The following is a 17403-nucleotide window of genomic DNA, read 5'->3' on the forward strand; positions in this document are numbered from 1 at the left end:
GCTTGATAAATTTTATTTGTACTATTCAAATCACAAAATGCTAAAGAGGTATATTTTAATAGTTCCTTTTGTATTGTGGGCATTACAAATGGTAGGGCAGGAGAGCAACTCTTCTGTCCTATCTCTGCATAAAGGGAAAATCAATAGGAAAACCGCCAAGATTGGAACGGTGGAAGGGAAGAAGTATGGGGTGCATCTTAAAGAAGACCTTGAAGGGGCAGATCATAGAGCTCGACCTGATGTTGAAGTTGAAATAAAGGCCCCGGGACAAGGGCTGTATGTTCTGGAATCCGAGGCCTATCCCATGGATAGGGGATTGTTGGAAAAGGAAGATACCACCGGATTGTTGACCACCTATGCGTATTTTCAGTTAGGGAATTCAAGACGTACCAAGCGTATTGTTTTTGATCGGTACAAGGCAGGTAGGCAGGAGTTGGGAAAATTTGCATTGATTGAAGGAGAACAAAAGCTGAAAATATGGCTTCCCAATAACTTAAACCTGTCTACCATTACCCTGAAACCTTATGAAGCACCCGTTGCCCCTCCAGAGGCGAAAGCGTATGTTCCGAAAGTGCAACCCATTGGGGAACATCCCAGACTGTGGGTGAATAGGGAAAACCTTTCCATGGTAAAGGGGCGTTTGACCTCTGCCGAAAACAAGGAAGCTTGGGAAAAAGTCAAGGACAGAGCGTTGGAACCCTACTCTTTCGACTTTGATTTGGAAAAGGAAATATTCTATGATGAGCATTTGGAGCAGGTCATTGAGCAAAAGGCGTTTTATTACCTGATGACGCAGGATAATGCAGTGGGCCAAGAAGCTGTGGAGTTGGTTACAAACTATCTTTCTGTTCTGGAGTTTGGAAATGTCACCTACGGGGATATCACCAGGGAAATAGGTAGGTCCCTTTATGTTGGGGCCTTGGTCTATGACTGGTGCTATCCACTTATTGATACACAGACCAAAGCTACATTGCGAAAAGAATTCAAAAGGTTGGTCCTCGATATGGAAATTGGATGGCCCCCTTTCCATGGTTTGGAAAGTATTATCAACGGACACGGGAACGAAGCCCAGATCTGCCGTGATATGCTCTCGTGGAGTTTGGCGGTATACGATGAGGACCCTGAACCCTACAAGTATATTTCATATACGGTTTTAGAGCAATTGGTGCCCATGCGTAAGTTTGAGTATCAATCCCCGCGTCACAATCAGGGGATAGACTATGGTGGATATCGCTTTGGCTGGGAAATGCATGCAGTATGGTTGTATTATCGAATGCTGGGCTATTCCGTTTTTGATGACAACATCAAGAACATGACGGATTATTGGCTGTATATGCGAACCCCAGATGGTAATATGCTGAGGGACGGGGACATGTTCAGTGTCAAATACGCCAATAGTGGGGAATTCTATTGGAAAAACCCGCAGACCATGCTTCTGTGCTATGCCTTTTCCGGAAACCCATTGGTCAAGGGAGAGTTCTATAAACAGGGCGCCTTGCCCAACAATCCTGTACTGTTTTTGTTGCTCAACGATCCCAGTTTAGAACCGGAATACGGATTGGAGCAGCTACCACTCACCAAGGATTTTGGACCCGTATTGGGGTCAATGGTGGCTCGCACCGGATGGAATCAGGAACGCAACAGTAATGATGTTGTGGCTGAAATTAAAGGAGGTGGCTACCATTTTGGCAATCACCAACATGCTGATGCAGGGGCACTGCAGATCTATTACCGAGGGATCCAAGTTGGCGATCTTGGTCTGTATTTGTCCTATGGCTCGCCCTATGATTTCAACTTCAACAAGCGGTCCATTTCACATAGCATGATGTTGGCCGTGGATCCCAATGAGGAATTGTTGTTCCGGACCAAGACAAATGATGGGGGCACGCGCTTCAGTCAAAGGTTCCCCACAACTCCAACCGAAACACAGACCGACCCTTGGTTCAATGTGGGCTTTGTTCGGTCGTCGGCAACGGAGAAAAATGCCAATAACCCATCGTACAGTTATTATAATATAGATTTGACCGCAGCGTACTCTTCCAAGATGGAAGCATACTCCCGTGGGTTTTTATTTTTGAATCTCGAAAGACAAGATGTGCCGGCGGCAATTATACTGACGGACGAAATGCAGGTGCAGGATTCGACCTTTAAAAAGTACTGGCAGATCAATACATTGAATGCCCCAAAAGAAGAGCAAGGTCAGCTTGTCTTGAACAGTGAATTGGAAGGAAAAGTAGGTAAGACTTATGTGAATATGGTATTGCCAAAACAAGAAGACAGGGATTTACAGGTGCTTGGAGGAAAAGAATCGACCCATGTTTTCGGAACAAAGTATGAAGTCAATTCCAATTGGCCCGAGGCAAACGGCTATCGAATCATATATGCACCAAAGGAAGAGCGCAAAAGAGATAGGTTTTTAACCATTTTTCAGATGGTGGATGGGGAAGAAAATCCCTTGAAAGTTGATTTTGAGGAATATGATTACTATTACCTTGTCCGTTTGGCCGATAAAATTGTTTACATTTCCAAAGGAAAGGAATTGATAGAGGAGTCCATTGCGGTGGATGTTCCTTATGGTCAAGGGGAAAAGGAAGTTGTGTTCGCTGGTGTTCAAGAAGGATTTTGGAATGTGTATGGAGAGAAGGGCGATATAAATTTTAATTGTATTGTGGATGAGGGGAGGAACACCTTGAGCTTTACCAGTAAAGGTGGTAAGTTTATAGTGAAACCAGGACGTTCATACCAAGCATCCGAATCTGTTTTGGATACAAACTGATCTAAGGATTTGGGTCATAGAATCACATCTCAAAAAGGATTAATTAAAACATCATAGTGAAATATGGATTCATATTTCTATTTTTAGAACTAAAATGTATGCAAAATGAAGGAAGATTCGTTGTCATATAAAACGTATGTTGAAATACGGAAGAAAATTTTGTCCAATCAGCTTGTGGGAGGTGTTAGGTTGGTGGAGAGTGCTTGGGCCAAGAAGTTGAACGTAAGCCGTGTGGCTATCAGGGAAGCCTTTATGAGGTTGGCCGGTGAGCATTTGGTGGAGTTTGGCGAAAAGGGAGGCTGTTTTGTAAAGCAGATTACCACAGAAGATATCAAGGAAATCCGGGAACTAAGGGAGTTGATAGAAGTTGGAGCCCTAAAAATATTGTTCAACAAAAAAGACCAAGAGGTCATTAAGGAGTTGGAGTTGATCTGTGATGATTTTTCATCCATGGTAGAAAAAGGATACTATGGAGGGGCTTGCGAAGCGGATGTTCGCTTCCATGAAAAGATAATCGAGTCTACGGGAAACGAGCGCTTGTTGCATATTTACAATAACAGTAATATTCCTTTGTTTCATCTAAAGCTGGGCAATGCCATGAGTCACATGGATGACTACAAACAAACCGAAATGGAGCATCGAAAGATTGTGGAATACCTGAAAAAAGGAAAAATCAAGGAATCTGTCGATACACTGATTGAGCATTTGGATCGCGGAGAAAGAGAATCCATAGAGTTTTAAATGTTTGAATTGTAGCGGATGATGGGTTGAGAGATAAATTTATAAAATACCTTTAAAGGGGGAGTTGTAGCTTAGCAACTGCCCCTTTTCTGTTTCTGTGATGATAAGACCCAGTTTTCCAGCAGGGTCAAACGCACAATTTGTGGGATTCAATCCAGGTAGTTCTATTTTCTCGTGCAATACCCCCTCCTTGGTGTAGATGTGTACCGTGGAAGAACCGAAAACAGCAACATATAATCGCCCTTTTTCATCAAAAGCAATTCCGTCTGGTCCTATGGGGCCACCGGTTTGGGTAAACACTTCAGGATTGTTCCAAGAGAATGATCTAGGGTCCCATTCCCCTTTCCATATAGTATGTGTACCAGTTTCAGCAATGTACAGCAGGGAATGGTCCCTGTTGAAGGCAAGTCCGTTGGGGTAGAATGTAATGGACTCTATTTTTACAAGGCCTTGAGTTGGATTCCATGCACAGAAATACCCATCTCCCTTATCGAGTTCTTCCCCGGAACAGGTGAATAAAAGATTTCCTTGGGCATCAAAGGCCAGGTCGTTGGGCAAATTTAGAGGTACACCATCTATGGTTGAAAGGATGGTTTCTGCCTTTCTTGTTTCGGGGTCATAGGTTCTGATTTCATTTTTAATGGAATCGCAAAACCATAGTAACCCCTTGGTATCTATGGCAATTCCATTGGGTCGTCCACCTACATCATGACGGATTAAGGTGCCGTTGTAATACGCACTCAGGCATCCAATATGCTGTTCAACAAACCATAAAGAACCATTTTGGTGAAACGCTGGTCCTTCTGGAAAGTGAAGGTCTTGAAGTAAAATGGCGATATGGGAAAACTGTTTCATAAAATTAATCCGTGTATTTTATAATTGTATACAAAAATTGTTTAATTTAGTATTCAGTAAATATAATATTTAGTAGTCAATATTCTAATATATCAATATTGTTTCACAGAATTTAATCACTAACCTAATTATAACTAAGAAAATGGTCAGACCGCAATCTAATAGAGTTTTGTTGGAAAATGAAAAATGGATACCTGGCGGGGTTGTATCCTTGAATAGAAAGGCCGATCCCAATATTTGTTTTAAGAGTGGAAGAGGGAGCAGGGTCCTGGATATGGATGGTAAGGAATATATAGATTTCCAAGCTGGATTTGCGGCTTCCTTTTTGGGTCATAACGATCCCGATGTCAATCAAGCGGTGGATGATACCTTGAAAGACAACTCCATTTTAATGGGGGCTGGTCCTACCACATTGGAAGGAGAGTTTGCCGAGCTATTCTGTAACAGTGTTCCTTATGCAGACAGTGTGCAAATTACCACTACGGGTTCTGAGGCTACCTATCATGCTATACGGATAGCCAGGGCCGTGACCAAGCGGGACCATGTCATTGTGATGCAAGGTGGGTATAACGGCTGGCATAACGATGTTGCTTGCAACGTTATCAGTGCTTTGAAGGATATTGGGGAGCGCGTTTCTCCAGGTGAATATCCCTTTGACTCTTTGTCCTCGGGTATTCCAGATTTGCATAGTTCCCTTGTGCATGTGGTCAACTACAATGACTTGGATTCCATTTCCTATGTTATAAAACGGTACAAAGTGGCCTGTGTCATTTTGGAACCGATCCTTCAGAATATAGGGATTGTAAAACCCAAACCTGGATATTTGGAAGGTTTGCGCAACTTGGCGGATGAGAATGGGTTTTTGTTGGTTTTTGATGAGGTAAAAACTGGATTTAGACATGCTTTGGGCGGATATCAATCCATTTGCGGCGTTCAACCGGACCTTTCTACCTTTGGTAAGGCCGTAGCCAATGGATATCCACTAGGGGTAATTGCCGGCAAGAAAAAATATATGGACTATTTTGTCCATCCAGAAAAAAGGGAAAGGGTGTTGATTGCTGGTACCTACAATGCATTTCCGCTTACCACTGCGGCCGCTATCTCCACCTTGAAGAAACTGGCCGATCCGGAGCATGGGGTCTATGAGCATGTGGATGCCTTGGGGCAAATGATGGAAAATGGACTGAACGATATTTTTAGCTCAAAGGGGATTGAACATTATGTAGCTCGCCAAGGCTCTGCCCTTTGTACCTATTTCATGGATCACGAGCCTGTGGATTTTCATGATATACTGCACCATCATGACTTTCAGTATGATGTTAATTACCGGAAAAAACTGATTGAAAACGGTATATTTAATTTTCCTGTTGCAATCAAGCAGAGCAGCATATCTTTTGCGCATTCAGAAGTGGATATCGAAGAGACTTTGGATAAGACAAAAAAAGTGGTTGATCAACTATAAGAATTGGAATGAAAATTACAGCTATTGAAACTCATGTGTGCAACGCACGGATGAGGAATTGGATCTTTGTGAAAGTGGTCACGGACCAACCGGGACTATGGGGTTGGGGCGAAGCAACCTTGGAGTGGCACACCAAGGGTGTTGTCGGGGCCATTGAGGATATTTCCCAACTGTTGGTTGGGGAGGACCCAAGGCGTATAGAGCACCTTTGGCAAATGATGTACAGACAACATTTTTGGCATGGAAACGGAATCGTAAGGGGAACCGCCATCAGTGGTATTGATATTGCCCTTTGGGATATCTTGGGGAAAATCCATAACGTGCCCTGTCATGAACTTTGGGGTGGTCGAGTACGCGATTACGTGCGCCTCTACTGTCACCTTGGTGGAGGTAAAATGGAAGATTTCTATGAAACCGCACCCGGAAATGCCAAACGTTTTGGTGAGCTTGCCCAGCAGGCGGTGGAGGAAGGATTCACTGCCTTTAAATCAATGGCGGTTCCAGAGACCATGTCCTTGGAAGGACTGAAACCCATAAAATCTGCAGAGGCATGTGTGCAGGCCATGCGCGAGGCGGTTGGGGATGATATTGACATTATGGTGGATTGCCATGCACGCCCCACGCCACGTATGGGACTTATGTTTGCCAAGGCCCTTGAACCATATGGGCTGTTCTTTTTTGAGGAACCCTGTTGGCCGGAAACCATGGAAGACATAGCGCTGATCCAGCGTTCGGTTGCAACCCCGATTGCTTCTGGGGAACGACTGGTGGGAGTGCACGCTTTTCGGGAAATGCTGGAGAAAAGGGCGGTAAGTGTGGTCCAACCCGATATTACCCATTGTGGGGGACTTTCGGAAGCCAGGCGTATCGGAGCATTGGCGGAGGCCTATAAAGTATCCATGGCTCCACACAATCCCCAAGGCCCTGTTAGTACCGCGGCATCGTTGGAGTTGGGATTTGCAACCCCATCCTATATCATCTGCGAAAGTGTGCATAATGATGTGGAATGGCGGGAAGATGTGGTTTCTGAAGGCTTTGAGGTAAAGAAGGAAGGTCGAATAGTTCTTCCGAATACACGACCCGGCTTGGGTATAGAAATCAATGAAGAGGAAATCAAGAACCATCCTTTTCAACAAGAAGTCCTACAACGTACTTTTTATAGAGATGGAAGTGTAGGGGACTGGTAGAGATAAGAATTTGAATATGGAAAGCAATAGTTTTAAGGATAAGGTGGTGTTGGTATCCGGCGGATTGGGAGACATAGGGCAAGCCGTTGCCTTGGAGTTTGGAAAACAAGGTGCAAGGATTGCAATATCGGATATCGTGGATGAGGAAACTGCAAGTCATAAGCTTGGTGCAATGGATGATTTAGGGATAACTTATCGCTATGACCAAGCTGATGTTTCCAATGGAAGCGCAGTGAACGAGTGGATACTGAAGGTTGAGGAAGCGTGGGGGCAAATGGATATAGCTATTGTGAATGCGGCAAAAGTTACGTTGAAAAATTTACAAGAAATCACGGACCAGGAATGGGAAAAAGAGATTCAAGTAAATCTGAACGGAGCCTTTTTTATGGCCAATGCGGCATGTAAATCCTTCGTTAAGCATGAAATTGAAGGAAACATTGTTTTCTTGGGAAGCTGGGCAGCCCATGCGGCCCATATCAATATTCCAGCTTATACGGTGTCCAAAGCGGCTTTGAGAATGCTGTGCAAGACCATGGCCTTGACGTACGCTGAAAACGGAATACGGGTCAACGAAATTGCGCCTGGTTATGTAAATGCAGGGCTTAGCAAAGCGGTCTGGGAACAAGACCCATCCTTGGCTCAAGAGGCCAGTGCCCGAGTGCCCGTACGCAAGCTTATTGAAGCGGATGAGGTGGCAAAACAAGTTTCTTGGTTATGCCTTCCATCCAATAGACATACCACAGGAAGCACTTTACTGATGGATGGAGGTCTCTCACTGATAAGGACCAAATGAAGAATTAAACCTTGACCATGACCTCGAATAACAACCAAATAAACCCAAACAATGCATTTTCGGGCCACTTTTCAGTGGTTACCGCGGATATAACGCCCCCATTGTCCATATACGCCCGAAACTGGGGTGCTGCAAAACATGATAGGGCAGAAGCCGTTCACATGCCTCTGATGATGCAATGTCTGCTGATCAAATCTACCAATGATGATATTTTGGCTTGGTTTACTGCGGACCTTGGCTGGTGGAAGAACAGTACGGATGAGCTAAACCTTAGAAATTACATTTTTGAAAAGACAGGTCTTAAGAAAGAACAAGTGCTTTTTTGTTTGTCGCATACCCATGCAGGTCCCAGTATTTGTTCGGCGGATAAGGATAAACCGGGAGGCGAAGAGATTGCACCCTACCTCAGGTTTTTGGCAGAAACTGCCGTTCGACTGTACCAAGAGGGAAGTGATAAAATGCAAGAGGGAACCCTAACTTGGGGATATGGACTTTGCGATTTGGCGACCCAAAGGGATCTTTATGTTGATGGGGAGTACCTCATTGGGTATAATCCGGATGAAAAGGCAGACAATACCCTGCTGGTAGGTGCAGTAAGGAATAAAGATGGGGCACATTTGGCCACCTTGGTGAACTATGCCTGTCATCCAACGACCTTTGCCCATGAAAATAAAATGCTCTCCCCCGACTTTGTTGGGGCCATGCGGGAGATTGTGGAAGAAAATACGGGATGTCCTTGTTTGTTTTTGCAAGGCGCATCGGGAGATTTGGCTCCCAAGGAACAATATGTGGCTGACCCTGCCATAGTGGAAAGCCATGGCCGCAGATTGGGATATGCCACAGTGGCCACATTGGAGTCCATTCCACCGAACAATATGGGTTTGGTATTTAAAGAAGCTTTGATTTCCGGAGCACCACTGGCTTTATGGAGGCCACAGGAAAAATCACCCAACTATGGAATGGGCGCCCAGATTCTTTATATTGAGGTTGAATACAAATCCCTTCCATCAGTTGAAACGTTGATGCTGGACTATGATAAATGCGGAGACCGGGTATTAAAAGACCGACTTTGGAGAAAGATCAATACCCGAAAGGCCATCGGAGACAAAAAAACGGACAGGATTCCGGTTTGGATATGGCAATTGGGTGATTCCATTATAGTTGCACAGGCCAATGAGGCATACTCGGTGATACAGCAACAATTGCGCTCTACGTTCCCAAATTACAATATTTCATTTATCAATATAGCCAATGGTTATGTCGGCTACCTTCCCCCATCAGATTTGTATGGTAAGGATATCTATGCCGTATGGCAGACCCCCTATGCAAAAGGCAGTCTTGAGAAAGTCATAGACCAAACCATTAAAGCCATCCAAACCTTGAATTCATGAAGCTGGAAACCATTGATATATCCATATTTATCATCTATATTTTAGGAATACTGGTCTTAGGACTTTATGCTTCCCGATTCAACTCCAAGACCAAAAAAGGATATTTTCTTGCAGGGGATAAGCTACCTTGGTGGATGATTGGGGGGAGCATTATTGCGGCCAATATTAGCAGTCATCACTTGGTAGGTGCAATGGGGGTCGCATACAGCAGGGGTTTTGTGGCAATAACATTGGAATGGGCGGCAATCCTTATTGGGTTCAATGCGCTGTTGTGGGTGTTTTTACCCTACTACCTCCGTAACGGATTCTATACCATTCCCGAGTATTTGCAAGTACGGTACGGAAGTCTTACCAGGGCAGTCTATGCCATATTGATTCTCTTCACCTACATTTTTGTGGAAATTGGAGCGGTTCTCTTTTTAGGGGCGCTATCGCTTTATGCATTGTTTGATATCCCCATTATTTATAGCATTCTTGCGTTGGCTACATTGACCGGGGTATATACCATCATTGGAGGATTAAGGGCTGTGGTTTGGACAGAGATGGTACAATTGGTGGTCCTTGTTGTGGGTGGGGTGGTACTTACTTTTGCCACCATAAACGAAGCAGGGGGAATTCAGACGGTAATTGACTCTACCAAGGACTGGAAAATGATCTATCCTGCGGATGACCCGGATTTTCCATGGACCATGTATCTGGGTGGATTGTTGTGTATCAGCGTGTTTTATTGCGCTACCAATCAGTTTATCGTACAACGTATTTTGGCTGCCAAAAATGAATGGCACGGTAGGATGGGGGTTATTTTTGGGAACTACCTTAAGTTTTTGGTGCCTTTGATCATTACGGTACCTGCCCTTGTTGCCCCTTTGTTTCTTCCAGATTTGGACAAACCGGACCTATTGTTTGCCACCTTGGTGGAACAACTGCTTCCAAAAGGATTGATCGGTTTGGTCATGGCCGGGTTGATATCGGCAATCATGTCACATATCTCAGGAGCAATAAACTCGTGTACCACTATTCTCACGGTTGACATATATCTGGAATATTTCAATAAAAAAGCTTCCGATAGTCAGGCAATTCGATTTGGGAAAAGGTCTGGAATAGTGATCATCATGTTGGGTATCATGAGTTCGGTCCTTCTCATCAGCTATTCGGATAAGCCAGTGTTTCTCTACTTAATGAATCTTTACGGGTTATTCACCCCAGGAATTGCCACCATGTTCATTATGGGTGTTTTTTGGAAAAGAACCACCACTTCGGGAGCCTTGGCGGCTGGGATTATCACGATCCCCCTGTCTTTGTTGATAGAGTTTCTTTTGCCGGATATGCCATTCTTTAACCGTACCGGAATAGTGTTCTGGACGTGTATGTTGGTGTGTTTTGTAGTGAGCTTGCTTACAAAACCAAAACCGGATGTGGAATTGAAAGGATTGATATGGAACAAGGAAAGCTTAAAGTTGCCAGAATCCGAAAGGCATTTGTACAAAGGAATTAGAAACCCATTTTACTGGTGGCTATTCATAACGATCGTAGTCCTGTTTTTCTATGTACGATATTTTTAATGAAATGAAGAACGATGTAATTGGATTGACAAGGGCACTTGTGGCCCAAAATACGATTAACCCACCTGGGAATGAGGCGCCATTGGCCATGATGATAGGAGAGTTATTGGCGCAAAATGGTTTCAGGGTGGAATATGTTCCCTTTGGCTCAGACCGACTTCATGTGATTGCCGAACGTGGTCTTGATCGGGAAAACCTTCCTGTGGTGTTCACAGGACACTTTGATACGGTGCCTTTGGGTAATCAAGAATGGAGCGTTGATCCTTTTGCTGGAGAAATCAAGGACGATAAGATCTACGGACGAGGCACTACGGACATGAAAGGTGCGGTGGCCGCCATGACCATAGCGGCAATCCAAGCCTTTGAGGAAGGGACTCCGGCAGGGGGTGTGCGTTTGGTACTCACTGCAGCGGAGGAATTGGGATGCCAAGGAGCAATGGACCTGGTAAAAATCTATACAGGATTAGGTAAGGCCCGCGGAATCATTGTTGGGGAACCAACTTCGAATGTGCCGGCCATTGGTCATAAAGGAGCACTATACCTAAACCTTAAAGCTTTCGGAGTAACGGCCCATTCATCCATGCCCCAGCTGGGCGATAATGCCATATACAAAGTGGCCAAGGCCATTGTAAAAATGGAACAATTTGATTTTGGGGAGCAAAAAGACCCCTTGTTGGGCTACTCTACCATAAATGTGGGCAAAGTTTCGGGCGGATTGAACATCAATTCTGTTCCAGACCATGCAGGGTTTACTATCGATGCCAGAATCACTTCAAGCATTTCGAATGACGCGGTACTGGAGAAAATAAAAAAGGAGGTGGGAAGTGAAATCGATGTTGAGGTGTTGGTAAACCTTCCGGCAGTTTCAAATGACATCAATGATCCATTTATCCACGAGGTTTATGATGCTTGTGGAATCCAAAGAGAACAAAGAAACACTCCAAAGACAATGCCCTATCTCACCGATGGTTCGGTATTGCAAGGAGCATATGGCAATGCCCCTACCATAATCCTTGGGCCCGGAGAACCAGAAATGGCCCACAAAATTGATGAATACTGCCATGTGTCAAAACTGGAACAGGCAGTGGACCTATATAAAAAAATTATTCTTAAAAACGAGAAACCATGAAGACGGATCAAGATAGTATGTTGGACGAATCAACCTTGGAGGTGCAACTGTCTCAACCAGACATACCTACCGTGGAACTATTCAGGGAGTTGGAAGGGGACATCATTTTTTTGGGCATCGGGGGAAAAATTGGTCCATCCTTGGCCCATATGGCCAAACGGGCCTGTGAAATAGCCGGGGTCCGCAAGAGGATCATCGGCGTATCACGCTTCAGCAATCCTGATGAGCAAGCCTATATTGAATCATTGGGGATAGAAACCATAAAAGGTGACCTGCTCGATGAGGACTTTTTGAATAGTCTGCCCAATGCGAAGAATATATTCTTTTTGGCCGGGATGAAGTTTGGTTCCGAATCCAACCTTTCCCTGACCTGGGCAATGAATGCACTCTTACCAGGAATGGTCGCCCAACGGTTCAAAGACGCTAGGATTGTTGCATATTCAACAGGATGTGTATACCCCATGGTTGCTATAAGCTCCGGTGGATCAAAGGAGACCGATGGGGCAATAGCAGTAGGTGAATATGCCCAATCGTGTCTGGGTCGCGAAAGAATGTTCGAGTATGGGAGTTGGAAAAACAACACTCCCGTTGCGTTGATCCGATTGAACTATGCGGTGGAACCGCGCTATGGGGTATTGGTGGACATCGCTACCAAGGTTAGGAACGGTGAGCCGGTGGACTTGGAAATGGGGTATTTTAATGCTATATGGCAGGGAGATGCCAACAATATGGTGCTGCGTTCGTTGCAGCATGCCTCTGTTCCTTCGAACATTATCAATGTTACAGGGGAAGAAACCCTGTCCGTTCGAGCCGTTGCGGAGGAGTTTGGTAAGTATTTTGGGATTCAACCAGAGTTTACAGGGAAGGAATCCGATACCGCACTGTTGAACAATGCCACTAAATCCTTTGAACTTTTTGGAAAACCAAAAACATCCATAACAAAGGTGATACAATGGACGGCAAATTGGATGAAGGAAGAAAGAAGGATTCTGGATAAGCCCACCCATTTTGAGGTGAGGGATGGAAAGTATTGATGACTGTAGAAGATATGCCCTTACCGCTGAACATGTTTGGGCAGAAATAGATTGAAAAACCTTAAAGAATTATAATGGACTATACCGAGATACCCAATCATATTCTAAACCAATTTCAAAAAGGAATGGTGATCCCTGCATTGCCATTGGCGCTGAACAAGGAACGAAAATTGGATGAAACCCGCCAAAGGGCCCTGATGCGATATTACTTGGATGCCGGGGCCGGGGGTGTGGCCGTGGGAGTACATTCCACCCAATTTGAAATCCGATTGCCCGAGCACAACTTGTATAGCACGGTATTGGATATTGCCCGGGAAGAATTTGATAGATTCTCCAAAGTGAATGACAGGCCAATCATTAGGATAGCGGGTATTATTGGAAAAACAGATCAAGCCAAAGCGGAGGCCCAAACCGCAGTGGATTTGGGTTATCATGCAGCATTGATCAGTGTTGCCGCGTTCAAGGGAGCATCGAACCAGGAACTATTGGAGCACTGCCAAGCCGTGGCCGAAGTAATTCCATTAATTGGTTTTTACCTTCAGCCGGCCGTTGGAGGGAGACCATTGGATGTGGATTTTTGGAAGGGCTTTGCAAGTATCCCCAATGTCATCGCCATAAAAATGGCGCCTTTTAACCGTTACCAGACGTTGGATGTGGTACGTGGGGTAGTGGAATCTGGAAGGGCAGATGAAATAGCACTGTACACCGGGAATGATGATAACATTCTGGTCGATTTATTATCGGAATTTCAAATAAGGGTCAAAGAAAAAACCATTAGAAAGCGCATCGTTGGCGGATTATTGGGCCATTGGGCAGTTTGGACAAAATCCGCCGTAGAGCTACTGGACCAAGTACATAAAGGGGAGTTTGACAAAGATGTAAAAGGAACGCTTACCACGGCCATTGAGATTACGGATAGCAATGCAGCATTTTTTGATGCTGCCAATGCCTTTCATGGGTGCATTCCGGGAATCCATGAAGTTTTGAGAAGACAAGGGCTATTGGAGGGCACTTGGACATTGAATGAAAAAGAAGTGCTTTCAGTAGGACAATTGGAAGAAATCGATAGGATATATGCCGCTTATCCACATTTGAATGATGATGCTTTTGTAAAGGAAAATCTGGAAAGATGGCTTTCATAAAATCAATCCAAATATAGCAGAATATGGGAACGAGGAGACATTTTGTAGGCACAACTCTCTTGGCAGGTCTGGGTATTGGTTTGACCGATGTTATGGCATCACCGGCGCTTAAGTTGATGGATAAGGGCAAACGAGTGGGGATAATTGGCTTGGATACGTCCCACAGTATTGCTTTTACCAAGTTGCTCAATGCAGATGTCCCAAGTCCTGATTTCAAGGAGTATAAAGTTGTAGCTGCGTATCCGTGGGGGAGCAACACTATTGAGTCCGGACGTGAACGTATTCCAAAATATACCAAGGAAATGGCATCCATGGGGGTCACGATTGCCAGGAGTATTGATGAAGTATTGGATCAGGTGGATGTGATACTGCTGGAAACTCACGATGGAAACCTGCGCTTGGAGCAGGCCATGAAAATTATTGAATCGGGTAAACCAGTGTTCATGGACAAGCCCTTTGCGGCTTCCATTGCTGATGTCCGGAAAATTGTGGAAGCATCGGAAAAGCATAAAGTGCCCGTATTCTCCTCATCTTCTTTGCGCTACACAGATAAGGCAATGGCTATTGGAGAAGGAAAGATAGTTGGAAAGATCATGGGAGCTAGCACATACGGACCGGCATATTTGGAGCCCACACACCCCGATCTGTTTTGGTATGGGATCCATGGCGTGGAATTGTTGTATACACTCATGGGAACCGGATGTGAGTGTGTGAGTTGTATTTCTACGGATGGTGTTGAAGTGGTCACCGGTGTTTGGGAAGGAGGAAGACTGGGTACGTTCAGGGGTGTGAGAAGGGATACTATTGGTTTTGGAGGAATCGCCTTTGGCGAAAATGGAAATGCCTTGGTGGGAGAGTATACCGGATACCGTCCATTGCTGATAAAGATCATTGAGTTTTTTGAAACTAGGATACCACCAGTACCCCTGCGGGAGACCTTGGAAATCTATGAATTTATGCAGGCCGCCCATGACAGTAAAAGGCAGGGTGGAATACAAATTACTTTGGATAGTGTGCATTAAAAACAGATGGAGGCAGTGAAGAAAGAATATCAAAAACACATTGGAATCCTCTTATGGGGGCTGCTCATTGTGGGTTGCAATACGGATAGAAAGCAGAAAGATACTATCGATTTTGCACACGATTCCATGGGCAAGCCCATTGATGAATGGGTGGTACTGGACTCTACCATCGTAGGTAGAAGTACAGTCGCCGAGAATTTGGATGTTCCATGGGAAATCACATGGGGTCCTGATGATAATATTTGGTTTACCGAACAAGGAGGGCGTGTAAGCCGGTTGGATCCAAAAACAGGGGAGATACAGGTTCTTTTGGAAATAGGGAACGTCTTTCGGAAGAGGACCACAGGCTTATTGGGAATGGCAATACACCCCAAGTTCAGTGAGCAACCCTATGTCTTTTTGGATTACACCCATGAACAAGGAGGAGTGATTACCTCCAAATTGATGAAATACAAGTACGCCAATGACACTTTGATGAATCCTGAGACTGTCCTGGAAATTCCTGGGCATACCGCACACAATGGATCAAGACTGACCATTTCTCCCGATGATAAACTGATGTGGGCCACTGGCGATATTGGTCCTGATGTTGACAATGCCCAAAACCTACGATCCCTCAATGGCAAAATATTGCGTTTGAATTTGGATGGCTCAATTCCTGCTGATAATCCATTGCCCAATAGTCCTATTTGGTCATGGGGGCAACGAAACGTTCAAGGTTTGGCCTATGGAGCAAACGGACAGCTATACACCTCCGAACATGGAGATGCTACGGATGACGAGGTCAATCTCATGCTTAAGGGGCGAAATTATGGTTGGCCCAATGTAACTGGGTATTGCAACGATGGAACAGGAAATCCATCATTCTGTAAGGATTCTGCCGTGGTGGAACCTTTAAAGGCATGGACCCCTACCATTGCTCCAGCGGGAATCGATTATTATGACTCGAAATCCATCCCAGAATGGAATAATTCATTACTGCTCGTTACTTTGAAGGAAAGTGATTTTCGTGTAATGGGTCTTAACAAAACCGGAGACTCAATTCTATCTGAAACTCTTTTTTTTGACAATGGTTTGGGGCGGTTAAGGGATATCTGCACATCACCCCAGGGGGATATTTATATCTCAACCAGTAATCAGGATTGGAACCCCAAAGAAGGTTTTCCAAAGAAAACAGATGATAGGATCATTCGTATCTCCATGGTAGGGAAAAAGACTAATGCCGAATTGCTCAAATATATTGCCGATAGGAAGGATGAACAGCAAGTAACTGAAATAGGTGATATGGAAACGGAAGGAAAGAAAAGCTATGAAATGTATTGTGCCTCCTGCCATAAGACAGACGGAAGGGGAGTGGAGGATTCTTTTCCATCCCTCATGGGCTCCAGCATTGTGAACGGTAAGAATGATGAATTGATTCAGTTGGTGCTTCAGGGTTCGGCCCGTACAGCAAACGAAACAAAGGACAAGTACGGAGAAATGATGCCGTCATTTGTTTTCTTGTCCGATGAAGAGATTGCAAAGATCTTGACTTTTATTAAAGCTGAATTTGGCGGACAAAACAACCCCATCTCTGTGGACAAGGTTGTAGAAGTAAGATCAACTTTCATTAAAGAATAAAAAGAATGGGTACTAATGGAAACCCGAACATTTGTATAATCATAATTCAATAAGTAAATGAAGCTAAATTCAAGAAAACCATTATACGCATTGACATTGCCATTGATGGTTGCATTGTTCATCTCATGCAAAAACCAATCAAAATCCCAAGAAGAACAAACAGCACAAACGCCAGAGCCAGAAGAGTCCGAATGGATCTATCTCTTTGACGGCACCAGCACCGAGGGCTGGCGCGGCTACAACATGGAGACCCTTCCCCCCGGCTGGATCATAAAGGACAGCACCCTGACCTTCGACACCGAACTGGGCATGGAGCAGGACTACAAGGGCGGAAAGGACATCATCTACGGCGCCGAGGAGTTCGAGAATTTTGAGCTCTACATGGAATGGAAGCTCCCCGAAGGGGGCAACAGCGGTATTTTCTACCATGTCAAGGAAGGCTATGACGGGCCTCCAGTGGTATCGCCCGAATATCAGCTCATCGATGACGAGAACTATGCCCGCATCCATGACCTGACGGCCTACAATACCAGTCTGGGCTATACCGATAAACCTGAAGAGCTCAAACCCTTGCAACAGACCGGGGCCGACTATGCCATGCACCCCCCGAAGGCCGATAAGACCCTGCACCCCGTTGGGGAATGGAACAGCTCCAAGATCGTCTTCACCCCCGAAAAAGTGGAGCACTG

14 protein-coding genes are annotated in these 17403 nt (G+C 44.9%); 13 read left to right on the top strand and 1 reads right to left on the bottom strand.

Going from position 1 to position 17403, the window contains the following annotated elements:
* The first annotated feature begins 37 nt into the window (after nt 1-37).
* Together DN53_RS10450 and DN53_RS10455 are read left to right on the top strand one after the other, a co-directional pair.
* Nucleotides 38-2776: a hypothetical protein gene (locus DN53_RS10450; RefSeq protein ID WP_129654221.1), complete on the top strand. Its 2739-nt coding sequence runs from the start codon at nt 38-40 to the stop codon at nt 2774-2776.
* A gap of 105 nt (nt 2777-2881) precedes the next feature.
* A complete protein-coding gene (locus DN53_RS10455; protein WP_129654222.1) occupies nt 2882-3517 on the top strand; it encodes a GntR family transcriptional regulator in 636 nt (211 codons plus the stop codon).
* A 39-nt stretch (nt 3518-3556) separates the two neighbouring features.
* Here DN53_RS10455 and DN53_RS10460 read toward each other — a convergent pair whose 3' ends face one another.
* Nucleotides 3557-4372, bottom strand: coding sequence for an SMP-30/gluconolactonase/LRE family protein (locus tag DN53_RS10460; protein ID WP_129654223.1), 816 nt, complete (start codon nt 4370-4372; stop codon nt 3557-3559).
* Between the two features lie 142 nt (nt 4373-4514).
* On the opposite strand from DN53_RS10460, the gene DN53_RS10465 reads away from it, so the two are divergent.
* The 11 genes from DN53_RS10465 to DN53_RS10515 all read left to right on the top strand — a co-directional run.
* Nucleotides 4515-5834 (top strand): aspartate aminotransferase family protein, encoded by a 1320-nt coding sequence (locus tag DN53_RS10465; RefSeq protein WP_129654224.1) that lies wholly within the window; start codon nt 4515-4517, stop codon nt 5832-5834.
* Between the two features lie 8 nt (nt 5835-5842).
* Nucleotides 5843-7021: a galactonate dehydratase gene (dgoD, locus tag DN53_RS10470; protein ID WP_129654225.1), complete on the top strand. Its 1179-nt coding sequence runs from the start codon at nt 5843-5845 to the stop codon at nt 7019-7021.
* Nucleotides 7022-7037: 16 nt separating this feature from the next.
* On the top strand, nt 7038-7814 hold the full coding sequence (locus DN53_RS10475; RefSeq protein WP_207211108.1) for an SDR family NAD(P)-dependent oxidoreductase: 777 nt from the start codon (nt 7038-7040) through the stop codon (nt 7812-7814).
* Between the two features lie 17 nt (nt 7815-7831).
* Entirely contained in the window at nt 7832-9205 is a 1374-nt protein-coding gene (locus DN53_RS10480) for a hypothetical protein (RefSeq protein WP_129654227.1), read from the top strand.
* On the top strand, nt 9202-10767 hold the full coding sequence (locus DN53_RS10485; protein ID WP_129654228.1) for an SLC5 family protein: 1566 nt from the start codon (nt 9202-9204) through the stop codon (nt 10765-10767). The genes DN53_RS10480 and DN53_RS10485 overlap by 4 nt, the downstream gene beginning before the upstream one ends.
* A gap of 4 nt (nt 10768-10771) precedes the next feature.
* Nucleotides 10772-11896: a M20 family metallopeptidase gene (locus DN53_RS10490; protein WP_165357372.1), complete on the top strand. Its 1125-nt coding sequence runs from the start codon at nt 10772-10774 to the stop codon at nt 11894-11896.
* Complete coding sequence (locus tag DN53_RS10495; protein ID WP_207211109.1) at nt 11893-12930, top strand: NAD-dependent epimerase/dehydratase family protein; 1038 nt, start codon at nt 11893-11895, stop codon at nt 12928-12930. Before DN53_RS10490 ends, DN53_RS10495 begins: the two co-directional genes overlap by 4 nt.
* 74 nt (nt 12931-13004) lie before the next feature.
* Nucleotides 13005-14072 carry a dihydrodipicolinate synthase family protein gene (locus DN53_RS10500; RefSeq protein WP_129654230.1) on the top strand — a complete coding sequence of 356 codons (1068 nt, stop codon included), beginning with the start codon at nt 13005-13007 and terminating at the stop codon, nt 14070-14072.
* Nucleotides 14073-14095: 23 nt separating this feature from the next.
* Nucleotides 14096-15094, top strand: a complete 999-nt coding sequence (locus DN53_RS10505) for a Gfo/Idh/MocA family protein (RefSeq protein WP_129654231.1) — start codon at nt 14096-14098, stop codon at nt 15092-15094.
* 6 nt (nt 15095-15100) lie between these two features.
* Complete coding sequence (locus DN53_RS10510) at nt 15101-16714, top strand: PQQ-dependent sugar dehydrogenase (RefSeq protein ID WP_207211110.1); 1614 nt, start codon at nt 15101-15103, stop codon at nt 16712-16714.
* A 57-nt stretch (nt 16715-16771) separates the two neighbouring features.
* Nucleotides 16772-17403, top strand: a 632-nt coding sequence (locus DN53_RS10515; protein WP_129654249.1) for a 3-keto-disaccharide hydrolase, incomplete at its 3' end; no start/stop codon positions are given.

Origin of the sequence: Flagellimonas olearia (assembly GCF_004150225.1) — a bacterium.
In the GTDB taxonomy this organism is placed as follows: Bacteria; Bacteroidota; Bacteroidia; order Flavobacteriales; family Flavobacteriaceae; genus Flagellimonas; species Flagellimonas olearia.